Annotated in this window: 27 protein-coding genes and 2 tRNA genes; 23 read left to right on the top strand and 6 right to left on the bottom strand. The window is 51.0% G+C overall.

Going from position 1 to position 24,421, the window contains the following annotated elements; all coding sequences use genetic code 11:
• Positions 1-74: 74 nt before the first annotated feature.
• The 14 genes from rpsP (at position 75) to IDM49_RS05180 (ending at position 10,594) form a co-directional block, all read left to right on the top strand.
• The gene (gene rpsP / locus IDM49_RS05115; protein ID WP_168615320.1) at positions 75-503 is read left to right on the top strand and encodes a 30S ribosomal protein S16; all 429 of its coding nucleotides are present in this window, start codon (positions 75-77) and stop codon (positions 501-503) included.
• Position 504: 1 nt separating this feature from the next.
• Positions 505-747 carry an RNA-binding protein gene (locus tag IDM49_RS05120; RefSeq protein WP_190725252.1) on the top strand — a complete coding sequence of 81 codons (243 nt, stop codon included), beginning with the start codon at positions 505-507 and terminating at the stop codon, positions 745-747.
• Between the two features lie 131 nt (positions 748-878).
• Complete coding sequence (rimM, locus tag IDM49_RS05125) at positions 879-1,466, top strand: ribosome maturation factor RimM (RefSeq protein ID WP_190725253.1); 588 nt, start codon at positions 879-881, stop codon at positions 1,464-1,466.
• Entirely contained in the window at positions 1,467-2,363 is an 897-nt protein-coding gene (trmD, locus tag IDM49_RS05130; RefSeq protein WP_168615317.1) for a tRNA (guanosine(37)-N1)-methyltransferase TrmD, read from the top strand. It begins immediately after the preceding gene.
• Between the two features lie 312 nt (positions 2,364-2,675).
• Positions 2,676-3,023: a 50S ribosomal protein L19 gene (rplS, locus tag IDM49_RS05135; RefSeq protein WP_168615316.1), complete on the top strand. Its 348-nt coding sequence runs from the start codon at positions 2,676-2,678 to the stop codon at positions 3,021-3,023.
• A gap of 13 nt (positions 3,024-3,036) precedes the next feature.
• Positions 3,037-3,717, top strand: a complete 681-nt coding sequence (gene lepB, locus IDM49_RS05140; RefSeq protein ID WP_190725254.1) for a signal peptidase I — start codon at positions 3,037-3,039, stop codon at positions 3,715-3,717.
• Positions 3,718-3,783: 66 nt separating this feature from the next.
• Positions 3,784-4,533, top strand: a complete 750-nt coding sequence (lepB, locus tag IDM49_RS05145; RefSeq protein ID WP_190725255.1) for a signal peptidase I — start codon at positions 3,784-3,786, stop codon at positions 4,531-4,533.
• Positions 4,533-5,300, top strand: a complete 768-nt coding sequence (locus IDM49_RS05150; RefSeq protein ID WP_190725256.1) for a ribonuclease HII — start codon at positions 4,533-4,535, stop codon at positions 5,298-5,300. The genes lepB (IDM49_RS05145) and IDM49_RS05150 overlap by 1 nt, the downstream gene beginning before the upstream one ends.
• Positions 5,297-5,629: a DUF2469 family protein gene (locus tag IDM49_RS05155; RefSeq protein ID WP_168615312.1), complete on the top strand. Its 333-nt coding sequence runs from the start codon at positions 5,297-5,299 to the stop codon at positions 5,627-5,629. The genes IDM49_RS05150 and IDM49_RS05155 overlap by 4 nt, the downstream gene beginning before the upstream one ends.
• Before the next feature lie 218 nt (positions 5,630-5,847).
• A complete protein-coding gene (locus tag IDM49_RS05160; RefSeq protein ID WP_168615330.1) occupies positions 5,848-6,231 on the top strand; it encodes a YraN family protein in 384 nt (127 codons plus the stop codon).
• 3 nt (positions 6,232-6,234) lie between these two features.
• Complete coding sequence (locus IDM49_RS05165; protein WP_190725257.1) at positions 6,235-7,773, top strand: YifB family Mg chelatase-like AAA ATPase; 1,539 nt, start codon at positions 6,235-6,237, stop codon at positions 7,771-7,773.
• A gap of 42 nt (positions 7,774-7,815) precedes the next feature.
• Positions 7,816-9,072 (top strand): DNA-processing protein DprA, encoded by a 1,257-nt coding sequence (gene dprA / locus IDM49_RS05170; protein WP_190725258.1) that lies wholly within the window; start codon positions 7,816-7,818, stop codon positions 9,070-9,072.
• Between the two features lie 13 nt (positions 9,073-9,085).
• Complete coding sequence (locus IDM49_RS05175; protein ID WP_190725259.1) at positions 9,086-10,072, top strand: tyrosine recombinase XerC; 987 nt, start codon at positions 9,086-9,088, stop codon at positions 10,070-10,072.
• A 24-nt stretch (positions 10,073-10,096) separates the two neighbouring features.
• Positions 10,097-10,594 carry a DUF3145 family protein gene (locus tag IDM49_RS05180; protein ID WP_168615308.1) on the top strand — a complete coding sequence of 166 codons (498 nt, stop codon included), beginning with the start codon at positions 10,097-10,099 and terminating at the stop codon, positions 10,592-10,594.
• 55 nt (positions 10,595-10,649) lie between these two features.
• Here IDM49_RS05180 and fabF read toward each other — a convergent pair whose 3' ends face one another.
• The 5 genes from fabF to aceE form a co-directional block, all read right to left on the bottom strand.
• Positions 10,650-11,915, bottom strand: coding sequence for a beta-ketoacyl-ACP synthase II (gene fabF, locus IDM49_RS05185; protein ID WP_190725260.1), 1,266 nt, complete (start codon positions 11,913-11,915; stop codon positions 10,650-10,652).
• Between the two features lie 109 nt (positions 11,916-12,024).
• Complete coding sequence (locus tag IDM49_RS05190; protein WP_168615306.1) at positions 12,025-12,270, bottom strand: acyl carrier protein; 246 nt, start codon at positions 12,268-12,270, stop codon at positions 12,025-12,027.
• A 201-nt stretch (positions 12,271-12,471) separates the two neighbouring features.
• Entirely contained in the window at positions 12,472-13,497 is a 1,026-nt protein-coding gene (locus IDM49_RS05195) for a beta-ketoacyl-ACP synthase III (protein ID WP_190725261.1), read from the bottom strand.
• Between the two features lie 14 nt (positions 13,498-13,511).
• Positions 13,512-14,429, bottom strand: coding sequence for an ACP S-malonyltransferase (locus IDM49_RS05200; protein WP_190725262.1), 918 nt, complete (start codon positions 14,427-14,429; stop codon positions 13,512-13,514).
• Between the two features lie 235 nt (positions 14,430-14,664).
• Complete coding sequence (aceE, locus tag IDM49_RS05205; RefSeq protein WP_228008201.1) at positions 14,665-17,409, bottom strand: pyruvate dehydrogenase (acetyl-transferring), homodimeric type; 2,745 nt, start codon at positions 17,407-17,409, stop codon at positions 14,665-14,667.
• A 394-nt stretch (positions 17,410-17,803) separates the two neighbouring features.
• Here aceE and IDM49_RS05210 point away from each other — a divergent pair, with 394 nt between their 5' ends.
• The 5 genes from IDM49_RS05210 to IDM49_RS12550 all read left to right on the top strand — a co-directional run bounded on the left by IDM49_RS05210 (position 17,804) and on the right by IDM49_RS12550 (position 21,279).
• Positions 17,804-18,214, top strand: a complete 411-nt coding sequence (locus IDM49_RS05210) for a DUF3052 domain-containing protein (RefSeq protein ID WP_228008202.1) — start codon at positions 17,804-17,806, stop codon at positions 18,212-18,214.
• Between the two features lie 374 nt (positions 18,215-18,588).
• Positions 18,589-18,903, top strand: a complete 315-nt coding sequence (locus IDM49_RS12545; RefSeq protein ID WP_210729674.1) for a transposase family protein — start codon at positions 18,589-18,591, stop codon at positions 18,901-18,903.
• Between the two features lie 510 nt (positions 18,904-19,413).
• Positions 19,414-20,067 (top strand): hypothetical protein, encoded by a 654-nt coding sequence (locus tag IDM49_RS12235; protein WP_228008203.1) that lies wholly within the window; start codon positions 19,414-19,416, stop codon positions 20,065-20,067.
• A 439-nt stretch (positions 20,068-20,506) separates the two neighbouring features.
• Positions 20,507-21,013 (top strand): transposase family protein, encoded by a 507-nt coding sequence (locus tag IDM49_RS05225; RefSeq protein WP_190725263.1) that lies wholly within the window; start codon positions 20,507-20,509, stop codon positions 21,011-21,013.
• Entirely contained in the window at positions 20,911-21,279 is a 369-nt protein-coding gene (locus tag IDM49_RS12550; protein WP_403215262.1) for a transposase family protein, read from the top strand. Before IDM49_RS05225 ends, IDM49_RS12550 begins: the two co-directional genes overlap by 103 nt.
• Before the next feature lie 3 nt (positions 21,280-21,282).
• Here the strand turns inward: IDM49_RS12550 and IDM49_RS05230 are convergent, their stop codons facing one another.
• The gene (locus IDM49_RS05230) at positions 21,283-22,059 is read right to left on the bottom strand and encodes a transposase family protein (protein WP_190724528.1); all 777 of its coding nucleotides are present in this window, start codon (positions 22,057-22,059) and stop codon (positions 21,283-21,285) included.
• A gap of 274 nt (positions 22,060-22,333) precedes the next feature.
• Between IDM49_RS05230 and IDM49_RS05235 the strand changes: the two genes are divergently transcribed.
• The 4 genes from IDM49_RS05235 (at position 22,334) to gndA (ending at position 24,349) form a co-directional block, all read left to right on the top strand.
• A tRNA-Val gene (locus tag IDM49_RS05235) sits at positions 22,334-22,406 on the top strand.
• Between the two features lie 41 nt (positions 22,407-22,447).
• Positions 22,448-22,520, top strand: a tRNA-Val gene (locus IDM49_RS05240).
• Positions 22,521-22,581: 61 nt separating this feature from the next.
• Positions 22,582-22,761, top strand: a complete 180-nt coding sequence (locus tag IDM49_RS05245) for a hypothetical protein (protein WP_190725264.1) — start codon at positions 22,582-22,584, stop codon at positions 22,759-22,761.
• 109 nt (positions 22,762-22,870) lie between these two features.
• Positions 22,871-24,349: an NADP-dependent phosphogluconate dehydrogenase gene (gene gndA / locus IDM49_RS05250; RefSeq protein WP_190725265.1), complete on the top strand. Its 1,479-nt coding sequence runs from the start codon at positions 22,871-22,873 to the stop codon at positions 24,347-24,349.
• Positions 24,350-24,421 lie beyond the last annotated feature (72 nt).

Here is a 24,421-nt window from a genome sequence, read left to right on the forward strand (position 1 = left end):
TGTTAAACGGCCCGCCCCACGGGAGCGTAAGGCAAAAATTCGACCATTAATATGAAACAGGAGAGTCCACTACAGTGGCTGTTAAAATTCGTCTGAAGCGTTTTGGTAAAATCCGCGATCCTCGCTACCGCGTAGTTGTAGCTGACTCACGCACCAAGCGTGATGGCAAGGCTATCGAAGAAATCGGTCTGTACCACCCGACCGAGAACCCTTCACGCATCGAGATCAACTCAGAACGCGCACAGTACTGGCTCAGCGTTGGCGCTCAGCCCACCGAGCAGGTTGCAGCATTGCTCAAGCTGACCGGTGATCTGCAGGCAGCTAAGGGTGAAAAGGCAGAAAACACTGTTAAGCCCGTTGAAGCTAAGCCCGAATTTGTTGTTCCCGAAAAGGGTTCAGTAATCCTCCCCGAAGCTATCACTCCTAAGGAAGAAGCTAAGGCTGAGGAAGCTCCCGCAGAAGAGGCTGCTGAAGAAGTAGCTTCAGAGGAAGCAGCTGAATAAGATGTTGGCAGATGCTCTCGAACACTTGGTTCGGGGAATCGTTGACAACCCGGATGACGTAGAGGTTCGCGCCCGTAGCACTCGCCGCGGTGAAACCCTTGAGGTTCGCGTCAACCCCCAAGACCTCGGTCGCGTTATCGGGCGTCAGGGACGTACCGCTAATAGCGTACGCACCGTTATCAACGCCATCTCCGGCGGTGACCACGTACGCGTGGATGTGATTGACACAGACCGCCGACGCTAACAAGATTAGCTTTATAAAGGGTGGGTTTCGGTATTGCACCGAAACCCACCCTTTCTTTATCCGTTTTTCGTGAAAATGTTCGAACGCTACAATGATGAAAGTAGATAGCGCGAATTTAAAGGAGATTTTCCGTGCACGTTTTGGTTGCTCGTATTGGCAAGCCCCACGGTATCCGTGGTGAGGTGACGGTCCAGCTGTTCACCGATAACCCCGAGGCTCGTTTTGCGGCCGGCGAGGTATTGAGCATCCAAGATTTTGATGCGAGCTCGGCCGTAGGAAAGCTGGTGCCTAGCGGTGAGCTGACTGTTGCGTCCTCCCGCTGGAACAAGAAAATCCTGGTGGTGAAGTTCGACGAGGTGAAGAGTCGAAATGACGCTGAGGTTCTGCGTAATTCACACCTTGAGTTTGACTCCAGCCTTGATGAAGATGACACCAGCTTTTACGAACACGATGTGGTGGACCTGCCCGTTTACCTCATCTCTGAGGTTCCTGAAGGCGAGCTACCCAGTGGAGAGGCCCTAGGCAAGGTCACTGGATTACAGGCGATGCCTACTCAAGACCTTCTTTTAGTCGAGCTAGCACCTAATGGCGAGGAAGTCATGATTCCTATGGTAGAAGAACTCGTACCCGAAATTGATCTCGATGAAGGTTTCGTGTTGATTGACCCGCCGGCAGGCTTGCTTGAACTGGCTGAGCATTCAGAGGGCGAGGACGCCTAAGTGCGCTACGATGTCGTCACTATCTTTCCGGAGTATCTAGAGCCATTGCGTCTGTCCTTGCTAGGCAAGGCACAGGAATCTGGGTTGGTGCAGTTGAACTTGCACAATCTACGAGATTTTGCGTTCGACCGTCACAAGACCGTGGATGATACCCCTTACGGAGGGGGAGCGGGCATGGTCATGAAAGCAGAACCATGGGGGTTGGCATTAGACTCCATTTTGAATTCTGCGCTCTCCAACCAACCCGCTGTTACTGCGGATGCAGAACCTCATGACGCACGCCCTTTGCTAATTGTTCCTTCACCCGCTGGCAAGGTCTTTAACCAAGCAAAGGCCTATGAACTAGCAGAGCAAGAACATCATATTGTTTTTGCTCCCGCTCGTTATGAGGGCATCGATGAACGCGTGCTGAATTGGGCAGAAGATCATTTTCGTGTGATGCCCGTGTCTTTGGGCGACTATGTGCTTTACGGGGGAGAGGTTGCCGTCATGGCAATGATTGAAGCCGTAACCCGTTTGATTCCCGGGGCGATGGGCAACCCTGAATCCTTAGACGAAGAATCACATACCGGTGGGTTACTCGAGTACCCGGTGTACACCAAGCCCTCGGTGTGGAGAGAGCGGGAAGTACCTGCCGTCCTGCTCTCGGGAAATCACGCTGCTATTGCTCGCTGGCGTCGCGACCAACAAATTGAGCGTACCTTTGCGCGGCGTTTTGACATGATCGAAACCTACCCTGAAGACGGGTGGGACAAAAAAGATCGAAAGCTTCTCAACGAGCTGAGGGCACAGCGCAACAGGGTAGAAAAAGAGGCCCGACGCATCGCCCATGAACGCCGAGTAGCTGAGGATGCGGCTCGTAAGGCCCAGGTGCAGCCTGCTGAGACCAAGCAATAAGGCTCACACCTCACCGGAGCGTGATGAACGCATCATTCAAGACCGGGTGTTTCAAAGCAGTAAAGTTCTGGCTAAAGCTCCACAGCTGTGCCATAATTTTAGATTGTGTTCTTGTGTGGGTACGCCCCTGCCGTAGGGGGAAGAGCGGCCACAACACGCAAGAGCCTTACCTCACTGTCAAATACAGGGGGTAAGTAGAAAACCTCTTCGGTGCAACATCAGTCTTCAAAACCTAGCGTTTTGACTCAGACATTGCGCCGTCGCATGTATGGGCTATTTGACCTGCGGCAGATAACCCATGGAGATAACTCAATGCAGACTCTTGACTTCATTGACAACAAGTCACTTCGCAACGACGTTCCTGACTTCGCACCCGGCGACACCCTCAACGTTCACGTAAACATCGTTGAAGGTAACCGCTCACGTGTTCAGGTCTTCAAGGGCTACGTTGTAGGTCGTCAGGGCGCAGGTGTTCGCGAAACCTTCACCATCCGCAAGGTTTCATTCGGCGTTGGCGTAGAGCGTACCTTCCCGGTTCACTCACCCGTTATCGAAAAGATCGAACTGTTGACCCGCGGTGACGTACGCCGTGCGAAGCTGTACTACATGCGTGATCGCCACGGTAAGGCAGCTCGCATCCGCGAAAAGCGCGAAAGCTAAATTTTTCGTTTCTATGAGCGATGCTTTTGATCAAGCAGAGCCCGTAGAAGGCAGGCGTCAGCCCTTTGTTAGGGGTTGGCGCCTGCTTGCTATTGCGGCACTTTTAGCATTTGTAGCTCTGGTCGTTATCAGAACTTTCATCGTAGATCTCTATTACATTCCATCGGATTCAATGCAGCCGGCGCTCGAGCCGGGTGACCGCATCCTGGTGAACCCTACCGGACACACGAGCGATATTGAGCGCGGCGATATCGTAGTTTTTGATGGCACCGGCTCTTTTAATAAATATGTTCCGGGTAACGCCTTTTTGCGCAACCCTCTCAAAGAGGCAGGGCAGTGGGCTGGTCTAGCTGGATCAGACACTGTATATGTCAAGCGCGTTATCGGTGTTGCTGGAGATACGGTTGCCTGTTGCGATGCGAACGGCAAGCTCATAGTTAATGGTGTACCCCAAGATGAACCGTATATCTTTGGCACTGATGTCGCATCGACTGATCGTTTTACTGTTACTGTGCCAGAGGGACGCATCTGGGTGATGGGCGACCACCGTAGTGTGTCAATTGATTCTAGAGCACTCATCGGTGCCCCCGGCGGAGGATTTATTAAAACCGAAAAGATTATCGGCGAACCCACCCGCATTATTTGGCCACTTAATCGTGCTGGACGCATTGAATCACAAGCCAATACTCAGTAAATTTCACACCTTGCCCGGTTACAATGGACGCGTTACCCGCTTCCCAACAGAAAGCAGTCATAGATTATGGCCTCTACAGCACACAACCCGCTGAACGAACCTGCACCCGCAAGTGGCGTAACTCCTGAAGAGGCAAGCGGCTCTAAGAAGCAGAAAAAGCCCCAAACTTTTGGTGAGCAAGTCAAAGAGTTTCTGCTCATTATTTTTTATGCGTTGCTGATTGCGTTTGTTTTAAAATCTTTCATCATTCGCGGATTCTTCATTCCGTCGGGGTCTATGCTCAATACCCTTGAGATTAACGACCGCGTATTTGTGAATGTTGCTGGTTCTATGTTTGGCGAAGCTGAACGCGGTGACATTATTGTTTTTGAAGATACCCAGAACTGGATGCCTGAATCTGAAACTTCGCAGAATCCTGTGCGAAACGCACTGTCTTTCATTGGTGTGTTGCCTGATTCTTCGCAGAATTATTTGGTCAAGCGAGTCATTGGTGTGGGCGGTGACCGCGTGGTATGTTGCGACGCCGATGGCAAGGTGACCGTCAATGGTCAGGCTATTGATGAACCTTATCTTCGCGAAGGCGTAGCACCTTCAGAGGTTCCTTTCGATGTGATCGTTCCTGAAAATTCATACTTTGTGATGGGTGATAACCGAAGCAATTCAGCTGACTCTCGCTACCACATTGAACAGAACACCGCTTTTGTGAACGACAGCGATGTTGTGGGTGAAGTTTTTGTGGTGGCGTGGCCTCTTGATCATTTCAAGTTTGTGCACGGTGCATCCGACGTATTTGCTAACGTACCTGCGGGCCAGTAATGCCAAAACAAGTTTCGGGTGCGACGCTAGAGACTGAGAAGTCGATCTTTGCACGCGGATTTACCCAGATTGCCGGTATTGATGAAGTAGGACGCGGTTCGCTCGCCGGACCGGTTAGCGTCGGGGTTGCCGTGGTTTCTGCTGAGCATTCTTTGGTTATTGAAGGACTTATTGATTCCAAAGCTTTATCAGCTAAGGTTCGTCAAGACATGGCACCGCAGATTCGCGAGTGGGCGAAAACCGCAGTTGGGCACACTCAGCCCGGTGAAATTGATGTATTAGGAATGACATTAGCCCTGCGTCTGGCAGCTCAGCGTGCAATGGCTCAGGTAGTTGCTGCCGGGGCGCGTCCTGACTTTGTTTTGCTGGATGGCAAACACGATTGGCTGACATCACCTGAACCTGATTTGCTGGGGGCATTGGACGACAAAGAACAGCTTTATCAGCAATTATTGGCAGATGCTTGGAAAGGCCGTTCGCCCTACGATTTACCTGTTCAGACCGTCATCAAAGGCGACTTTATCTGCGCATCTATTGCCGCGGCGTCTGTGGTGGCAAAGATTGAACGCGATACTCTCATGGATCAGCTTCACACCCAATATCCTCAGTACGAGTGGAACAAGAATAAAGGGTACGGTAGCTCAGTCCACCGAGCTTCTTTAGCTGAATCAGGTCCGACGGTACTTCACCGTCTGTCATGGAATTTAGGTGTTACCCCTGAACAATTACACACCGCACATATTAACCGAGCGAAACTAGGGTTATGAGTAACGAGGAACTTGAAAACTACGAGACAGAGTCGCAGATGGCTTTGTACAACGAGTACAAAGAAGTCTCAGATCTCTTCTCTTATATCGTTGAAACAGACCGCCGATTTTACCTGGCTAACAAGGTAGAGGTTACTCCCAAAACTGCGGGGGACTCCCTGTACTTTGATGTAACCATGAACGATGTGTGGGTATGGGATATTTTCCGCAAATCTCGTTTTGTCAAAAGCGTCCACGTGTATTCTCTGAACGATGTCAATGTCGAGGAAAAAAGTGAGCGAGAAGATCTCACTATTCCAGATATGCCAGATTTTCCACCGCCCTCATAAATTTTAAAAGCTCCTGTCTCATCACCGACAGGGGCTTTTTGTTTCTTCTGGCTGATTGATCAAGATTGTGGACACACGCCAACTGTGGACACCGTCTTATAGGGATAACTCATTTAAAGCGGTGTTTTATCCACAGATTTACAAAAAGTGAGTTGAGCTGAGATTCTTTGCGATAAAACTTGGGTGAGAGAACAAGTAAAAGTAAAGGAACCACTGTGATGCGAACTCACACCCATGTAGGACGCTGGGGCGAAGACTTAGCTGCCGTCGTTTTGCAACAGCACGGTTTTAGTATCATCCAGCGCAACTGGCGGCCGGAGCCTGTCGAGGGCATGGAAACCTTCAAAGGCGAGATTGATATCGTCGCCTTAGATGCTGAGATGAATCTGGTGTTCGTCGAAGTCAAGACCAGAACAACCGATAGCTTCGGTCACCCTTTCGAAGCTATCACAGCAGATAAAGCTAAGCGCCTGAAATTTCTGGCATATTCGTGGTGTACTCATAAAGAAACAACCGACTTTTTGAGTATGAGAATTGATGCTGTAGCAATTACGGGAACACCTGAGAATTTCACGTTTGAACATTTGCAGGCGGTGGCGTAAACCATGAGTTTTGCCCGTACATACTCCGTTGCGCTGGTTGGGATTACCGGTCACATGGTTGAAGTAGAAGCCGATATTTCAAATGCGTTGCCCGGCTTCGTTCTTTTGGGATTACCCGATGCTGCCTTGAACGAATCAAAAGACCGCGTCCGCTCAGCGACCAAAAACTCTGGGATTCCGTTGCCGCAGCATAAAGTTACCGTCAACCTGACACCGGCAACACTGCCCAAAAAGGGATCAGCTTTTGATCTTGCTATGGTGGTCGCTGCGCTCCAGGCAGCGGGGGAGATCAAACACAGTGGAAAGACCGTATACCTGGGTGAGCTAGGGTTAGATGGGTCTATCCGATCGGTTCCTGGAATCCTGCCCGCTGTAAAAGCTGCCGTTGATGCTGGTTTTGAGTCGGTGGTCGTACCTGCAGAAAACGTTGAAGAAGCTCAATTGGTCAGCGGCGCATCCATCAGCGGATTTAGCTGTTTAGCTGAAGTTTTTGTTGCCCTCGGTGCAGATGCCCATACAGTGAAATATCCCAAGACAGTAGAAAAAGCTAAACCCCATTCCGCCCCCAATCTGCAACTAGCCCCCGATATGGCAGACGTTGCTGGCCAAAGCGAAGGACGCCTCGCTCTAGAAATCGCTGCGGCTGGTGGTCACCATCTGCTGCTCAACGGTCCTCCCGGCTCAGGTAAAACGATGCTGGCCGAACGGCTAACCGGAATTCTGCCGGAACTCGATGACCACAGCGCGATGGATGTAACAGCTATTCATTCCCTCTCCTCCGGCGGAGGACAGTACAAAGAACTGATTCGCATACCTCCTTTTGAGGCTCCTCACCACAGTGCTTCGGCCCCCGCTATTTTGGGCGGAGGCACCGGCATCCCACGCCCGGGAAGTGTCTCAAAAGCTCACCGCGGCGTTCTCTTTTTAGATGAAGCCCCGGAGTTCAAAAGAACGGTGTTAGATGCACTGCGTCAGCCTCTAGAAAGCGGAGAAATCGTCCTGGACAGAGCAGCCGCGCAAGCCAAGTATCCGGCGCGCTTTCAGCTGGTGCTCGCCTGCAACCCTTGCCCCTGCGGTCTGAACACCGGACGCGGGTTGCACTGTACTTGTTCATCAAGAGAACGACGTGCTTATTTCGGCAAGCTTTCAGGCCCACTTCTTGATCGCATCGATTTGCAAATTACAGTCCCTAAGGTTTCATCCGTAGAGCTTGCAACTTCTAGTAACAACGAACCAAGTAGATCTATCAAAGAGAGAGTAAAGCAAGCCCGAGCTGCGCAACAAGAACGATTGAAACCATTTGGATTACTGACAAATGCTGATACCAACGGGAAAGTTCTCAGAGGCCCACTCAAACTAGATTCTAAGCTCACTCGGGAGCTTTCTGCCTCGATGGATCAAGGAAAACTAACAGCCCGAGGCTACGACCGCGTACTGCGAACAGCATGGACGATCGCTGATTTAGAAGGTGCTACCTCGCCTACGAGTGATCACCTTGACTTAGCACTGTACTTCAGGCACATGGCGACAAGCGCCCAGTAAACAGCTGTGAAGCTGGTGAAACCAAAAGACGAAAGAACCACTATGAGCAATCCTTCATTCTTACTCACATCAGAGCACCAATCGTTTGATGACAAACGACTAGCGCGAATAACGCTGATGCGCTGCGCAGACCCAGAGGACCCAACCATTCAGCATCTGACTGAGAATTTTGGCCCGTGCTTACCTGCTGCGCTACTTCGCGGATCAGCTACCTTAAACGATAAACACCTCAAAGAGGCGATTGCTGAGAGCATCACATCAGACAAAGATGCTTTCCTAGAATCACTGCAACAAAAAATCTCACGATGGGGTAAACGCGCCGCTGTTGCTACCCCAGAATATGAAATGGATTTCGCGTCAAAAATCGGTGCATGGGTGTGCATCCCCGAAGATCCCGATTGGCCAGCTGGCGTAAACGACTTTGGCTACAGCGCTCCCTATGCACTGTGGGGCAGGGGCGAGAGAGGACGACTGAAAAGCTACAAAGAATCCCGTTCTGTAGCCGTGGTGGGGTCGCGCGACATCAGTGCCTACGGAACAACGGCAACACAGCATATAGCCGGGGACCTAGCAACCCAAGGGCTGACAGTCATATCCGGTGGCGCATTCGGTATCGACGCTGCGGCACACCAGTCTGCGCTGGCAAATGGAACATCAGAGCTGCCCACCATCGCCCTCATGGCAGGAGGAATAGATACTCTCTACCCTAAACACAACGAAATCCTGCTGAAGCGGGTCATCGACAACGGATTGATTTTCTCTGAAGTATCGCTTGGACAAAATCCCACCCGGTGGCGGTTTTTGCAACGTAACCGGCTCATCGCAGGTCTCGCCCGAGCTACTGTCATTGTCGAAGCCAGATGGCGCTCCGGTGCGCTCAACACCGCCCATCACGCGATGGAAATTGGTCGAGATGTCTATGCTGTTCCCGGCTCAATTTTTAGCCCCAATTCAGAAGGTTGCCACCGGTTGCTCAGCGATAATCTGGCTACTGTACTAACCAACGCAGATCAGCTGGTTCAAAATTTTGTGGGCACAGATACTGCTCTTCAGCAAACTACTGCTTTTGAACTAGAAAATCAGGGACACATTACAGACACGCTGAGCGAAGGTGAAAAAATCATTTGGGACGCACTGCCAGTACGTCGCACCATGACCATTGAAGAGCTTTGTTCAGTGACGGGCCACTCAGCCCGAGAAGTCATGAAAATACTGGGGAAGCTCAGACACCAAGAACTCGCTGTGCAAGATACTGACAACTTACAATGGAAAAAGAATAATAAGCGTACTCAACGGTGAAAGTCGGTGACCCATGCCTGAGCAACCACAATTGCCAGATACTCTTGTGCTGACCGAGCCCGCTGAAGATGCCTACCACAGAGCCTACGTTCAAGCAGTTAGAGCCTTCGAGAGGTTTCTGACCTACGAAAAACACCGTTCACCACAAACCATCCGCGCCTATGTTTCAGACATCACCCGCTTCTTGGGCTACGCCAAGCGCCACGGCGTGATGGAGCTTGAAGAAATCACCATTGAACATATGCGCGAATGGTTGGGAACCCATTACGCAGGGAACTCTGCCCGAAGCTCTATGGCGCGACGTGCGTCCTCGCTCAGAACGTTCTTTAGCTGGGCAGAAGAAGAACAGCTCATCACCCAAAACCCTTCATTAGCGCTCGCAACAGCTGCAAAAAACAAGTATCTTCCCGAGGTTTTGAGCAAACAACACATGGAAACTTTGCTCACATCTTTGCAAGAGCAACTGCAACTGGCTCCTCGCGATGCAAAGTTGTTGCGTCTCATTGCTGTGGTTGAGCTACTCTATGCCACGGGAATGCGCATCTCCGAGCTCACCGGTCTAAACCTTTCAAGTATCGACCGCGAAAATCTTACGATGCGCGTCATCGGCAAAGGCAATAAAGAACGCGTCGTACCCTTTGGCAAACCGGCGATGGATGCGCTGAACCAGTGGGTGATGAGAGGACGTCCGCAGTGGTTTCCTCACGAAACTTCTGCAACTATAGAGGCACTTTTTATCGGGCCTCAGGGCAAGCGAGCCAACCCTCGACAGATACGTGAGGATCTCACTCGTTTACTGCGACAGCTAGACAACACCAATGCCAGTGGAGCGCACGTCTTCCGTCACACAGCGGCTACTCACCTCGTGGAAGGTGGCGCGGACATCAGAAGCATCCAGGAGCTACTAGGTCACTCATCCTTAGCAACAACCCAAATCTACACCCATGTTTCTATTGATAGACTGGCTGGAACATACGCAGGGGCACACCCGCGTGCCTAGTCATTACCAACCAAAGCTGGATTCGTGAACACAACCTCAGGCATCATCTTCGTTCACTGTGTGAGCGCTGCACTTAAACCGCATGTGCAGTGGACATGCGAATCAGCATTAGAAGAAAAGCTGAACATACGATGGAAACCTCAACCAACACGCGAGGGAACCTGGTGCGCTAACATCCCGTGGAAAGGCCCTGCAGGTACATCAACCAAGGTGTCATCAGCGCTGTATAAGTTGCAGAACCTTTGGTTTGAAGTCACCGAACACGGTACTGCCTCCACAGACTCTTCTCGGCTGATGCACACACCCTCTCTGGGACTTTTTCATATTCATACAGATCGTGCCGGTAATTTTGTTCTGACGGAGGAACATATCAAGCGCGCGTATGAAGTGGCAGGAAACAACCCCGAAAGGCTTTACCAGCAATTCTCGCTGGCTTTAGGTGAGGCGTGGGACGCCGAACTGGAACCGTTACGCGCAGCACACGATCTGTCCTCTGTAACGGTCATACCGCACTTTCGCTAGCTAAAAAGGGAGTAGGAAAAATTTTTCCTACTCCCTTTTTATAGTCTGCTAAACGCTAGACACTTCGTACAGCAATCACAGCATTGTGACCGCCAAAACCGAATGAGTTTGATACAGCGACAATTTCGCCATCGGGCAAGTCACGCGCTTTGGTTACAACATTGAGCTCAATCTGAGGATCCTGTTCATTCAGGTTGATGGTGCAAGGAGCTTTTCGATGGTGCACAGCCAGAACGGTGAACACAGCTTCAATAGCGCCAGCGCCGCCGAGTAGGTGACCCGTCATAGACTTGGTCGCAGAAACAGCAACATCCTTGGTGTGCTCACCAAACACCTCGCGAAGCGCCAAGGACTCGGGGATATCTCCCACGGGGGTTGACGTTGCGTGCGCATTGACGTGAACAACCTGCTCCGGATCAATGTTGCCATCTTCCAGAGCTTCGCGCAGAGCGCGAGTAGCGCCGAGGGCGCTAGGATCGGGGGCAGTGATATGGTAAGCGTCAGCTGAAGCACCGGTGCCAGCGATTTCAGCATAAATACGTGCATTGCGAGCTTTTGCGTGTTCCTCTGATTCGATAATCAAAGCCGCTGCGCCTTCGCCCATGACAAAGCCATCACGCTCGGTGTCGTAAGGACGCGACGCTGCCGTGGGATCGTCATTGCGGGTGGACAGCGCCTGCATCTTAGCAAAAGCTGCGATAGTCATCGGGTGAATAGCTGCTTCAGAGCCACCGACAACTACAACATCGGCCTTGCCCGAACGAATAAGCTCAACACCGATTTCCATGGCTTCGGTTGAAGAAGCGCACGCAGAGACCACCGTCTGAGCAACCGCACGTGCCTTCAAGTTCATTGAAATTGCTGCAGCTGAGCTATTGGGCATCAACATCGGAACAGTCATCGGAAGCATACGACGCGGGCCCTTTTCGCGCAGGGTGTCCCACGCATCCAGAAGCGTCCACACACCGCCCATACCGGTGCCAAAAGCTACCGCCGTGCGCTCGGAGTCGACTTCCTCAGCTGAATCGGCGTCTTCACCAGAAAAACCAGCATCGGCCCACGCCTCGCGCGCTGCGATTAAGGCGAACTGGCCTGAAGGATCAAGACGCTTAGCTTCTACCTTGCTCAAACGCTCAGACTCAGTGGGGTCGATAGCGACCTGTGCCGCGAAGCTTACGGGAATGCCGTACTCTTCAACCCACGGTTCTTCAATAGTCTTTACGCCTGATACGCCTTCGAGGGCGTTCTTCCAGGTAGTAGGTACATCTTCGCCGAGGGGGCTAAACGCACCGAGGCCGGTTACCACAACTTTATGGGTCATAGCTACGCTTTCTGGTTGTGCTGAGGTTGTCATCTAAAGCGAAATTATATGAAAAACGTGGACGCGAGAATTATAGTGAAACCTCGCGCCCACGATAAAAACGGCTGAATTACTTACCAGCGTTTTCGATGAAATCTACTGCATCGCCAACAGTCTTGAGGTTCTTAACTTCTTCGTCGGGGATGGTGACGTCGAACTTCTCTTCTGCGTTTACAACGATGGTCATCATTGAGATTGAATCGATGTCCAGATCTTCGGTGAATGACTTGTCGAGCTGTACGTCTGACTGCTCAACACCGGTTTCTTCGTTGACGATTTCTGCCAGACCTGCGAGGATCTCTTCTTTGCTAGCCATTGAAGGCTCCTTCTGTTGTTTGTGGCCGGCTTTTTATAACCGGCTCTCATCTTTTCGTCTAATACGAAAGCGACTTTTTACGCGGTAGGTTGCCGGTAAAAAGACTTCCTCATGAGTTTATCCCGTGAGCTTCTTTAAATACGGTACATACGCTACGGGGCTTTTGAAAATTATAGTGATAATTTTCAAAAATCTCTTGAGTTAGGGGAGTACTACAACCTGCGCTGCAAACGCTAGACCGGCACCAAAGCCAATCTGCAGAGCGAATTTTCCAGAAAGTTCTGGGTTCTCCTGCAAGAGACGATGGGCAGCCAGAGGCACCGATGCAGCTGAGGTGTTACCAGCATCTACAATATCGCGGGCTACAGCCACGGTTTCAGGAAGCTTGAGCGTCTTGACCATCTGATCGATGATACGTTCGTTGGCTTGATGGGTAATCAGTGCGCCGAGGTCGTCAGCGGTGATTCCTGCGGTTTCCAGGGCCTGCTTTGCAACCTTTGCCATTTCCCATACTGCCCAGCGGAAGACGGAAGGGCCGTCCTGGCGCAAAGTCGGCCAAATCTTCTCACCTTCCTGAACGGGATGAGCCACAAAATCGCGGTTGCGAATCTCAAGCATTGAGTGTGTCATACCTACGGTGTCGAATCGGCTACCGTCTGAACCCCACACTGTTGGTGAGATGCCGGGGGTGTCTGAGGTAGAAACAACTGCTGCACCCGCGCCATCGCCCAGCAGGAATGAAATGGTGCGTTCGGTGTCATCAATAAAATCAGAGAGTTTTTCGACACCGATTACCAGCACATTTCGTGCGGTTCCAGCTTTAACCAGTGCATCGGCCTGAGCTATTCCGTAGCAGAAACCAGCGCATGCGGCAGAAATGTCGTAGGCAGGGCATCGCGAATCGATAGCGTCAGCTACCAGTACAGCCAATGACGGAGTGGCGAAAGGATGCGTGATTGTTGAGCAGATAACTGCATCAATATCAGCACCGGTCAGGGATGCGTTGTGCAATGCATCTTTAGCTGCTTCTACAGCCAAATCAGTGACTGACTGGTTCTCATCTGCGCGGTGGCGGGTTGCGATACCGGTGCGCTGGCGGATCCACTCATCTGAAGAATCAATTTTTTCAACCAGGTCATCATTGGGAACGATGGTGTTTCCACGGGATGCGCCATAGCTGAGGATACGTGAGTACTGGTTAATGGGGTTTTGAGCAAGTGTTGTCATTTAAAAAGGTATTCCTACGCGTTGAGGGACTGAGCAGCTGTGGTGATGTCGCTGGGTGAGTTGATGGCGGATGCGGGAACGCCCTTCATGCCTCGCTTAGCAAGGCCAACGAGAGTGCCGGCGGGGGAGAGCTCAACGATTGCTGAGACCTCATGCTCCAACAAGGTTTCCATGCACAGATCCCAGCGTACGGGGCGCGTCACCTGGGCGACCAAGGATTCTAGCGCTGCGGAACCTGATTCAACTGCTTTACCGTCAAAGTTTGAAATCAGGATGCCTTTGGGGTCTGATGCCGTGAGAGAGCCTGCAATATCACGCAAGGGGGCTACAGCGTCCTGCATGAAATCGGTGTGGAAAGCACCGGCGACCTTCAGCGGAATGACGCGAGCACGTGCAGGAGGATTTTCTGAAAGTTTAGCTAGGTTTTCCATGCTACCGGCAGCGACAATCTGTGAGGCACCGTTGATATTCGCAGGAGTCAGACCGGCAGCTGCAATTGCTTCGCGAACTTCGTCTTCTTTACCGCCCACAACGGCAGTCATGCCGCTGTCATATTTACCGGCTGCCTGTGCCATGCCCTGAGCGCGTACCTTAATGAACTTCATGGCGTCTTCTTCAGACAACACACCGGCAAGGGCGGCAGCGGTAATTTCACCAACTGAATGCCCAGCATAAATAATTTCTGATTCATCAAGATTCGCCTGCTTTTTGAAGAGCTGACCGGTGACGATACCAGCAGCAACAATCAGTGGCTGAGCGATCGCGGTATCGCGAATGGTTTCTTCATCGGCTTCAGTACCGTAATGAATCAGATCAATATCCACAGCTTTTGAGAGCTGCTCGAAATGCTCGCGAACACCCTCTACATCAAGCCATTCCTTCAGAAAGCCCGGTTTCTGAGATCCCTGACCTGGGCTAACAAGCGCAATCATAGTGTCACTTTCTGTGCAATAGTGTTGGTTCTAACCTATAACCTACTCTAGTCAATCTGCTGTTGATAAGTGCAAACTAGTCAGTCTTTAGAGCGAAATATCATCAGATTTACAGGTAATCACCCGGGATATTCTCGCGTATTCGTACTGGGCTTATAGACAGTGATACACATAAAGCGATGGCTCCCACACAGTGTGGGAGCCATCGCTTTTTATAGCAGACTAAAAGTTAGCCTTACGCGTCGCCGCCAGCGTTACCTGAAGAACCTGCCTGGATGCTATCAAGCTGGTACTTTTCGTAAGCCTTAGCGGGGATGTCTGCAGAGATCTCGCCGCGCTTAGCCAGCATCTGGAGTGCACGTACCGCGATGGAGTGTGCATCGATGTGGAAGAAGCGACGTGCGCCTGCACGAGTATCTGAGAAGCCCCAGCCATCTGCACCGAGAGTTGCGAATTCGTTCGGTACGTACTGGCGGATGGGATCCATCAAATCTGATGCGAAGTCTGAGACTGCTACAACGGGGCCGGTTGCGCCTTCGAGCTGCTTGGTGACGAACGGTACCGGGTTTTCCTTACCTGAGGTGCGGAATGAGGTACGCTCTGCTTCCATGCCGTCGCGGCGTAGCTTGGTCCATGAAGTAACGGACCAAACGTCTGCTGAAACGCCCCAGTCCTTTGCGAGCAGTTCCTGTGCTTCAAGTGCCCAGGGCACTGCCACGCCGGATGCGAGAAGCTGGGTGCGAGGACCGTCGTTCTCTGCCTCCTTCAGGCGGTAGATACCACCGATAACACCGTCAACGTCAAGGTTCTCGGGCTCGGCCGGATGAACGATCGGCTCGTTGTACACAGTGAGGTAGTACATGACGTTGTGGTCTTCATCCTTGGTGCCGTACATCTGCTCGAGACCGCGCTCAACAATGTAAGCAATCTCGTAACCGTATGCGGGGTCGTAGTGGATGACTGAGGGGTTGGTCGAAGCCAGAATCGGTGAGTGACCGTCCATGTGCTGCAGACCTTCACCGGTCAAGGTAGTACGACCTGCGGTACCGCCGATAATGAAGCCGCGGGTCAACTGGTCGCCAGCTGCCCAGAAAGCGTCACCGGTGCGCTGGAAGCCAAACATCGAGTAGAAGATGTAAACGGGAACCATGGGCACACCGTGGGTGTCATAGGATGAACCCACTGCAGTCATTGCTGCAACGCCACCAGCTTCGTTAATACCAACGTGCAGAATCTTACCCTCAGGTGATTCCTTGTATGCCAGCATCAGCTCGCGGTCAACCGCGGTGTAGTTCTGACCGTTGGGGTTGTAAATCTTAGCGGTGGGGAAGTAGGAGTCCATACCGAAGGTACGAGCCTCATCGGGAATAATCGGGACGATGCGGTCGCCGAAGTCCTTCTCACGCATGAGGTCCTTGAGCAAACGAACGAATGCCATGGTGGTAGCGGCCATCTGCTTGCCGGTACCCTTCTTAGCACCCTTGTATGCCTTCTCGCCAGGCAGAGTGATTTCTTTCTGCTCGTTGAGGCGACCGGGAACGAAACCACCGAGTTCCTCACGGCGAGCCATGAGGTACTTCATCTCTTCAGAGTCCTCAGCCGGACGGTAGTACGGCGGGTTGTAGAGATCCTTCTCCAACTCTTCGTCAGAGATAGGAATACGCAAGTGATCGCGGAATGCCTTGAGGTCATCCATGGTCAGCTTCTTCATCTGGTGGGTTGCGTTACGACCCTCGAAGCTGGGACCAAGACCGTAGCCCTTAACGGTCTGAGCCAAGATAACGGTGGGCTTACCCTTGGTTTCCATAGCGCGCTTGTATGCTGCGTAAACCTTGTGGTAATCGTGGCCGCCGCGCTTCATTGCCCAAATCTCGTCGTCAGTCATATCTGCAACGAGTTCCTTGGTCTCAGGTGAGCGACCGAAGAAGTGCTCGCGAATGAATCCACCGGACTCTGCCTTGTAAGTCTGGTAGTCACCGTCGAGAGCTTCGTTCATGATGCGTACGAGTTCGCCGCTCTTATCCTTCTGGAGTAGAGTGTCCCACTCGCGTCCCCACAGAACCTTGATAACGTTCCAGCCGGCACCGCGGAAGAATGCTTCGAGTTCCTGAACGATTTTGCCGTTACCGCGAACGGGGCCGTCAAGGCGCTGTAGGTTGCAGTTGACAACGAAGGTCAGGTTATCGAGCTTGTCGTTAGCGGCAAGCTGGAGTGCGCCGCGTGACTCGGGCTCGTCCATTTCGCCGTCGCCAAGGAAAGCCCAAACGTGCTGTTCTGAGGTGTCCTTGATGCCACGGTTGTGCAGGTACTTGTTGAACTGTGCCTGGTGAATTGCGTTGAGCGGACCAATACCCATTGACACGGTCGGGAACTGCCAGAATTCAGGCATATTACGGGGGTGCGGGTATGAAGGAAGCGCGTGACCTTCTTTGGTCTTTTCCTGACGGAAACCGTCGAGGTCTTCTTCGGTCAGGCGGCCTTCAAGGAAGGCGCGTGCGTAGTTACCGGGTGATGAGTGACCCTGGAAGAAAATCTGGTCGCCGCCACCGGGGTGGTTGCGTCCGCGGAAGAAGTGGTTGTAACCGATTTCGTACATGGTCGACTGACCAGCGTATGAGGAGATGTGTCCGCCAACGCCGATGTGCGGTTTCTGTGCACGCTGAACCATCATTGCTGCGTTCCAACGCATGAATGCGCGGTAGCGGCGTTCAATCTGCTCGTCACCGGGAAACTCGGGTTCCTGGTCAACGGGGATGGTGTTTACATAGTCAGTGGTGGTGACCATGGGAACTTCGATGCTCTGGTCGCCTGCACGCTGCAAAAGCGAACGAACAATAAACTGCGCACGTTCGGTGCCGTGCTTTTCTACTAGTTCGTCAAAAGATTCAATCCACTCGCCGGTTTCTTCGGGATCGATATCTTTCAATCCGTTGGTGAGTGCGCTGAGGACGTGGTGGTCATTAGCTGATGAAGGAGCCACTATCCAACCTCTCTTGTTTGGTGGTTGTGCCGCAATTACTCGGCAAACAAGGCTGCCAGTGCAATCGCTGTGCACCTGTTCGCACCGCGTGCGAGATAAAGGTCATTCGCACCCTGTGCTTTCTCTTATATGTTGTCACACTCAAGCAAATTTATCAGCCAAAAGTTGCCGGTAGAAGTGAGGTTTTGGCTGTAATATCCCCCTCATTTTTTGTGGGGGTTTGAGAAAAAACACCGGCTTTTCGCCGTGTTTAGTTGCTTATGGTGTGGCACCTGTGTTCTCTTGGTAGCGGAGAGTGAATTCTGTGATTCACGCACAGCTGATGAATGGCTGTGAAACCTATAGTGAGGGCAACATTACGGTTGTTCTCCATCCAACTCTTGGGAGGCTATCAGTGAGCGAGACCAAGACCACCGCACAGGAAGCGGTTGTCCAACTTGGTTTCAAGGACGGGGATCTCGTCCAGGAATTCGGTTACGACGAAGATGTTGACTTCGAAGTTCGTGACGCATTAGAGGATCTCATTAATTCAGATCTTCTAGATGAGGATGAACATGAGGTGGTTGACGGAATTCTTTTGTGGTGGCGCGAAGAAGACGGTGACCTTGTCGATGGACTCATGGATGTTTTGTCTGATCTTGATGATGAGGGTGTTGTCTGGCTGCTGACTCCTAAGTCAGGACGTGAGGGATATGTATCTCCTGCGGATATCCAGGAAGCCGCTCCTGTGGCGGGCCTGCATGTGACAAAGCCGGCGGCTGTATCTGAGGATTGGGCAGCTACCCGTTTGATGATGAAAAAATAGTGAAAGCTTGCATCGTCTGACTTTAAGGCATAAAGAGGCACCTGCCGATGCGGGTGCCTCTTTTTCTTTCTGGGAGTTATTGGGGGAGGTCTTGTGGTTGTATGGCTGGCGTGATGCTCGCAAATGTTGAGGGTCTAAGAGGCTTATTCATAAAGGGTAAAAACCAACACCCCGCCGCCAAGAGACAACAACCCCACCAGCAGCGAAAATAAGATGATTAAATCACTACAAATAACCTCAAGCCATACCGGAAAATACCGTTGCACAATCAGCGTACAACCGGGCTCACTGCCGAGTTATTCCCCACCCTCACAACAGCCCTGCAGAAGAACCTCACCTGAAACAAACCAACTATTAGACCACGAAAACTATCCCTGAACCAAGCTCTAAAAATCATCCTTCTCTATCTACCTCACAACCTCACAGAAGAGCTTCTCGCCGATATATTTGAAACCTCTCAAGCTACGATTTCCAGCACTATCCATCGCATCGAAAGTGCTCTGCTTCAATTACCTGAACTGAAAACTGCAGGCCTGGAATCTCTCAGCAAAGTTCCTGATTCACTCGTGGTCGATGGGACACTGATGGCGGTATGGAACTGGGCTACACAAGGGAAAATATTGTTTTCGGGTAAACACCATCGTGCAAGATTCAATCATCAAGTGAGCTGTACGCTACATGGAAAATAATTGGCTATTACCGCCCCGTTGCCCGGGGGCTAGACACGATGTTTATGCTTTTCGTTTTCACCAGCTCGAAAGGTTCTTAGATGAGTCCACTCTGGCAGAGAATGGGTTACATCGGGTTAGGGTTATTGACTGCGCCTAAACGGAAGCCAGGAGTGAAGGTGAGGTCAGCGGTGAGGTAGAATAACCGTCGAGTTAATCGACTAAGTTCAGTGGTTGAGCGGGTTATTACTCAGATCAAGACGTGGCGGGTGTTTTCTATGGTGCGGGCGTTGTTTTTCTTTGCGGCTTCGGCCCCCTTATGAAATAAGCCTCATAGAATAACTCGAAATATACTTGAAAAAAATTTATGGTTAGCATAATATAAGGTGAAATTAGAAAGATTCATTTGGAATTTTATGCCTTCTTACAATTATTACTTATTCGAGAAGAAAGTAATTTTATATATCGAAGTCAATGGATTCTACAAAATTCTTCTTTGAATTTTCTTACCACAACGCCCAAAGGAAAAATATGTCCCCCTCATTCACTCGCCGCTCCCTCACTAAAGGGGCCGCATGGGCTGCCCCTATAGTAGTCGCGTCTGCTTCCATTCCTGCTTATGCCGCTTCCCGTCCGCGCTACTCAATTTCTGCATCTTGGTTTGGGCGACTAATTTTTAGTCAATCAGCAAGGTGCGCTGCCGATCAGCGTCTGGTTACTGATATGGGTCTGTGGACTAACCAGCGAGCCGGAGGAACTGCGGCTGCTGGCTTTGCTGTGCCTCCAGTAAATGGTGCACCTCAGACCACTGTGACTTTGTCTAATTTCCGTCAGCAGATAGCTCTCCCTGCAGGCTTGGTTTCCTCCATCGTTGTTACTAGCGGTAGCTGGGCTAACCCAACTGTCGTCCGAAATCAAAACATTAACGGTGACGGTTATCTATGGGATGTCTTTACTTTCAACTGGATTGGTTCGAACATCGGACAATCATCTGATCGTTCCGTTCCTTGGCCAGATAGCCCCATGACTACTTCTATCAGGTGGAACAATACAACCTGTTTCAATCAAGATGTTTTCTATCGCCGCTATTTCTGGACCCGCCTCTTGGGATCCTATACCACCGCTAATGGATTTTCTTATACCATCCCTACTGGTTGGTTGCAGACCCCCTTGGCATCTGCATAGTCCACCATTTTCTTCTTTGGGTAAATTCTTCATGAAATTTAGAAATTTTTGTTTTTATTTAGATGTGAATGTCTAAATAAAATATTTTCAAATATTTCCCTATAGAGGCTTACTCACAAGGAGTCCGAAGTAGCAAAGAAAATCAGTGTCCGCACTACCGCAAACACCCGCGAATAAGAACTCAACGGCCCCTGAGGGGTTACTCTTTATGCCATGGATTGGTCGTTCATAGGATTTTTGTCACTACATTGAAGTCCATAGACTTCATAATGAATCATATATCATATTCGATAGAAAAATAAAATGCTATAGGGTCAAGAATCTATTATGAGGCTTATTCATAAGGGGTAAAACCCACCAACTAGACAACGGCCCCACCACACGGCAACAATGAGGATAAATAACCACAAATACTCTCAACACCGCACCGGAGGAACCGTTGCCCCACCAGCATATAACCGGACTCAACCCCCAGCAATTCACCACGCTCCTCACCGCTCTAAATAACTACCTCACCTGGAGAAAACCAGATACAAAACCACGCAGACTCACCCTGACCCAAGCCCTGAAAATAACGCTGCTCTACCACCGATATAACCTCACCGAAGACTTCCTCGCCTATATTTTCAGCATCTCCCAGCCCACGGTTTCCAGAACCATCAACCTCATCGAGAAAACTTTAGATAAGGTTCTCCAACCGGTTGTGCAACCTCTGGAAAAAGCACTGGAAGTACCTGGTTCACTGGTCATTGATGGGACACTGATCCTCACCTGGAATTGGCGCTCACAAGGGAAACAAACTTCTCTGGTCAGCATAAGAAAGCTGGTTTTAATCATCAGATCATCTGCACCATTGATGGGAAACTGTTGGCTATTACTGATTCTTTGCCGGGTGCGCGGCATGATGCTTATGCTTTCCGGATGCATGGATTGGAGAGGTATCTAGATGATACTACCCTGGCTGATAAGGGTTATGTGGGGCTGGGGTTATTGACGCCGGTTAAGCGTAGATCTGGGGTGAAGATGCCCAAGGCAGTCAAGGATAATAATCGTGTGATTAATGGCTTGCGGTCGGTGGTGGAGCGGGTGATTGGGAATATCAAGACGTGGCGTGTTTTGCATACGGGGTTTAGGCGGCCCTTGGATGTTTATGGGCGGGTGTTTGCGGTGGTGCGTGGGTTGATTTTCTTTGCGGCTTCGGACCCTTTATGAGGCTTATTCAAAAGTCCCACCAGCCGCCAAAAACACCAACCCGCGAACTACCGAGAACACCCGCTGATACGAGCTCAACGGCCGTCTGAAACCCATGTGCAGAACCCGCCAGGTCTTAATGTGAGCGATGACCCGCTCCACCACTGACCTCAGGCGATTGAGCAGCCGATTATTCCTCTTCACTTCAGCATTAAACCGCTGTCCAGGCTTACGCTTGACCGGGGTGGCTAACCCCAGACCAACATAACCCTTATCAGCCAGAGTCGAAGAGTCTAATAACTGATCAAGTCCATGGGCTCTAAAAGCGTAAGCATCATGCCTCGCTCCGGGTAAGGGGTCGGTAATTGCCAGGAGCCTACCACCTAGGGTGCAGATAACTTGGTGGTTGAAACCAGCACGTTTATGCTTGCCTGAGAAGTTTGTTTTACCTAGTGAACGCCAATTCCATGTGGGTATCAGGGTTCCGTCGATGACCAAGGATCCTGGTGCTTTGAGGCTTTCGCCCAGAGGGCGATTCAGTGGGGTGAGGATTTTCTCCAGTGCCCTCTCAATGGTGTTGATAGCTCGTGAAACCGTCGGTTGTGAGACGGTAAAAAGTTCTGCGAGGAGTTCTTCGGTGAGGTTGTGGCGGTGGTAGAGCAAGGTGATTTTGAGGGCTTGGGTTTGGGTGAGGGCTGGTGGTCTTCCGCTTGGTTTTGCCCAGGTGAGGTGGTGGGTGAGGGCTGTGAGGAGCGTGGTGAATTGCGTGGCGGTGAGGCCGGTTGTACGCTGGTGTTGCAACGGTTCTTCCGGTATGGCTTGAGGTTATTTGTAGAGATTTAACGCTCATATTTTTGCCGCTGGTGGGGCCGTTGTCTAGTTGGTGGGTGTGGGGTGTGCTCTTACTTTTGAATAAGCCTCTATGTATAAGCCTCTAAATGTCCTGTCTGGTACTTAGTAGCTGGGCATTTTGAGGTGTAATGCAGAACACTTCATTTCGATTTGCGAGAGTATTTAAGTCTGTGTATAGTATTTATCTGTAGCCGAGAGAAAACGGCTTCACCAATTAGGTTTTGGGTCTTTAGCTCAGCTGGTAGAGCGCCACGTTTACACCGTGGATGTCATCGGTTCGATCCCGGTAGGACCCACTGCAAAACTTCTTTGGTTTTGCTCAGGCATTCATTGCCTCGGGTCTTTAGCTCAGCTGGTAGAGCGCCACGTTTACACCGTGGATGTCATCGGTTCGATCCCGGTAGGACCCACAAATTAGCCCCGCTTAGGCGGGGCTTTTTTGTATCTTCTTTTTCAATGAAGGGACGAGCTATGCGCACCTCTAAGCCCCGAAATTTCACCGCTGTTTTTCTCTCCGCGGTGTGGTTTCTGATTTCCATTTTCTTTATTGCACAGGGAATGATGGTGATTCTATGGTCTGTTTTTGCCCTGATTGCCCTGGTCATCGGTGCAGCAGCGTTATGGGTTTTATTTAACGACCGACCAGAATAGGTCAAGCCTCAGATTTCTGAGATTCTCAGCGACTTCATCGAGATTCACGGTTCGAGAAATTGAACTCAAAAAAAGACAAAGGTCAGCCCAACCGCGTAATCTTAGAGGTATGGCTGAAAATAATACTAATCGTAAGGCGCAAATCGGTGTAACTGGTCTGGCTGTTATGGGTGCCAATCTCGCCCGTAACCTGGCTCGTAACGGTTACACTGTAGCGTTGCATAACCGTTCTTCTGAAAAGACCGACGCTTTGCTCGAAGCACACGGTTCAGAGGGCGATTTTATTCGCACTGAAACCCTGCAGGAACTCGTTGATTCGCTGGAATCTCCGCGTCGCATCCTTGTGATGGTTAAAGCTGGCGGCCCTGTAGATGCTGTCATCGATCAGCTTGTACCGTTGCTCGATAAGGACGATATCATTATTGATGGCGGTAACTCACACTTCCCAGATACCATCCGCCGCGAAAAAGATCTTGCCGAAAAAGGTCTGCACTTTGTGGGCGTTGGCGTCTCAGGTGGTGAAGAAGGTGCTCTTAATGGCCCTTCAATCATGCCCGGTGGTTCAGCTAAGTCCTATGAGTCTGTTGGACCCATGCTTGAGAAAATCGCTGCCAAGGCTGAGGATGGCTCACCGTGCTGCGCATGGATTTCAACCGACGGCGCTGGCCACTTTGTAAAGATGGTTCACAACGGTATTGAGTACGCTGACATGCAGGTTATCGGCGAAGCCTATGACCTCATGCGTTCCGTTGCCAATATTGAACCGGCTGAGCAGGCAGAGATCTTCAAGCAGTGGAATACCACCGAGCTAAGCTCTTACCTCATTGAAATCACCGCTGAAGTTTTGGCTCAGGTTGATTCGAAGACCGGTAAGCCTTTCATCGACGTTATTGTCGATCAGGCTGGTCAGAAGGGCACCGGTCGCTGGACCGTTCAAAGCGCACTGGATTTGGGTGCTCCCATTACCGGCATCGCAGAGTCTGTCTTCGCGCGTGCTCTGTCTTCATCTAACTCAGCTGCTCGTGAGCAGGCACAAAAAGGATTCACTGATGGTCTCATCGCGACCACTGGCGTAGCAACTGCTGACCCCGAATTCGTGGAAGACGTTCGTCGTGCTCTGTTCGCATCTAAGCTTGTTTCTTACGCGCAGGGTATGGATATGCTCTCCATTGCGGGTAAGGAATACGGCTGGGATCTGAAGCTCGATACCATTGCTAGCTTGTGGCGAGAAGGTTGCATCATTCGTGCAGAACTTCTGGCTGAAATCATGGAAGCATACAAGGACGAAGCTCCTGCGAATATGCTTCTTGCACCGGCTTTCAATAAGCTCATGGAAGAGCTCGTTCCTTCATGGCGTCGCGTGATCTCAAAGGCAGTAGCACTGGGTATTCCCGTACCTGTTTTCTCATCATCACTGGCTTACTACGATGCTCTGCGTCGTGACCGACTGCCCGCTGCCCTCATCCAGGGTCAGCGAGACTACTTCGGCGCACACACCTACAAGCGTGTAGATGCTGAGGGCGACTACCACGTCATGTGGAGCGATGATCTTCGTGAAGTAAACGCAGAGGACGCTCACGTTCATTAAGTAAATCGCTGGACATCAGCAATCAAAAAATCGGTGGCATCTGTAAAGATGCCACCGATTTTTTATAAGTTT

The organism is Rothia terrae (genome assembly GCF_014705925.2).
Classification (GTDB): domain Bacteria; phylum Actinomycetota; class Actinomycetes; order Actinomycetales; family Micrococcaceae; genus Rothia; species Rothia terrae.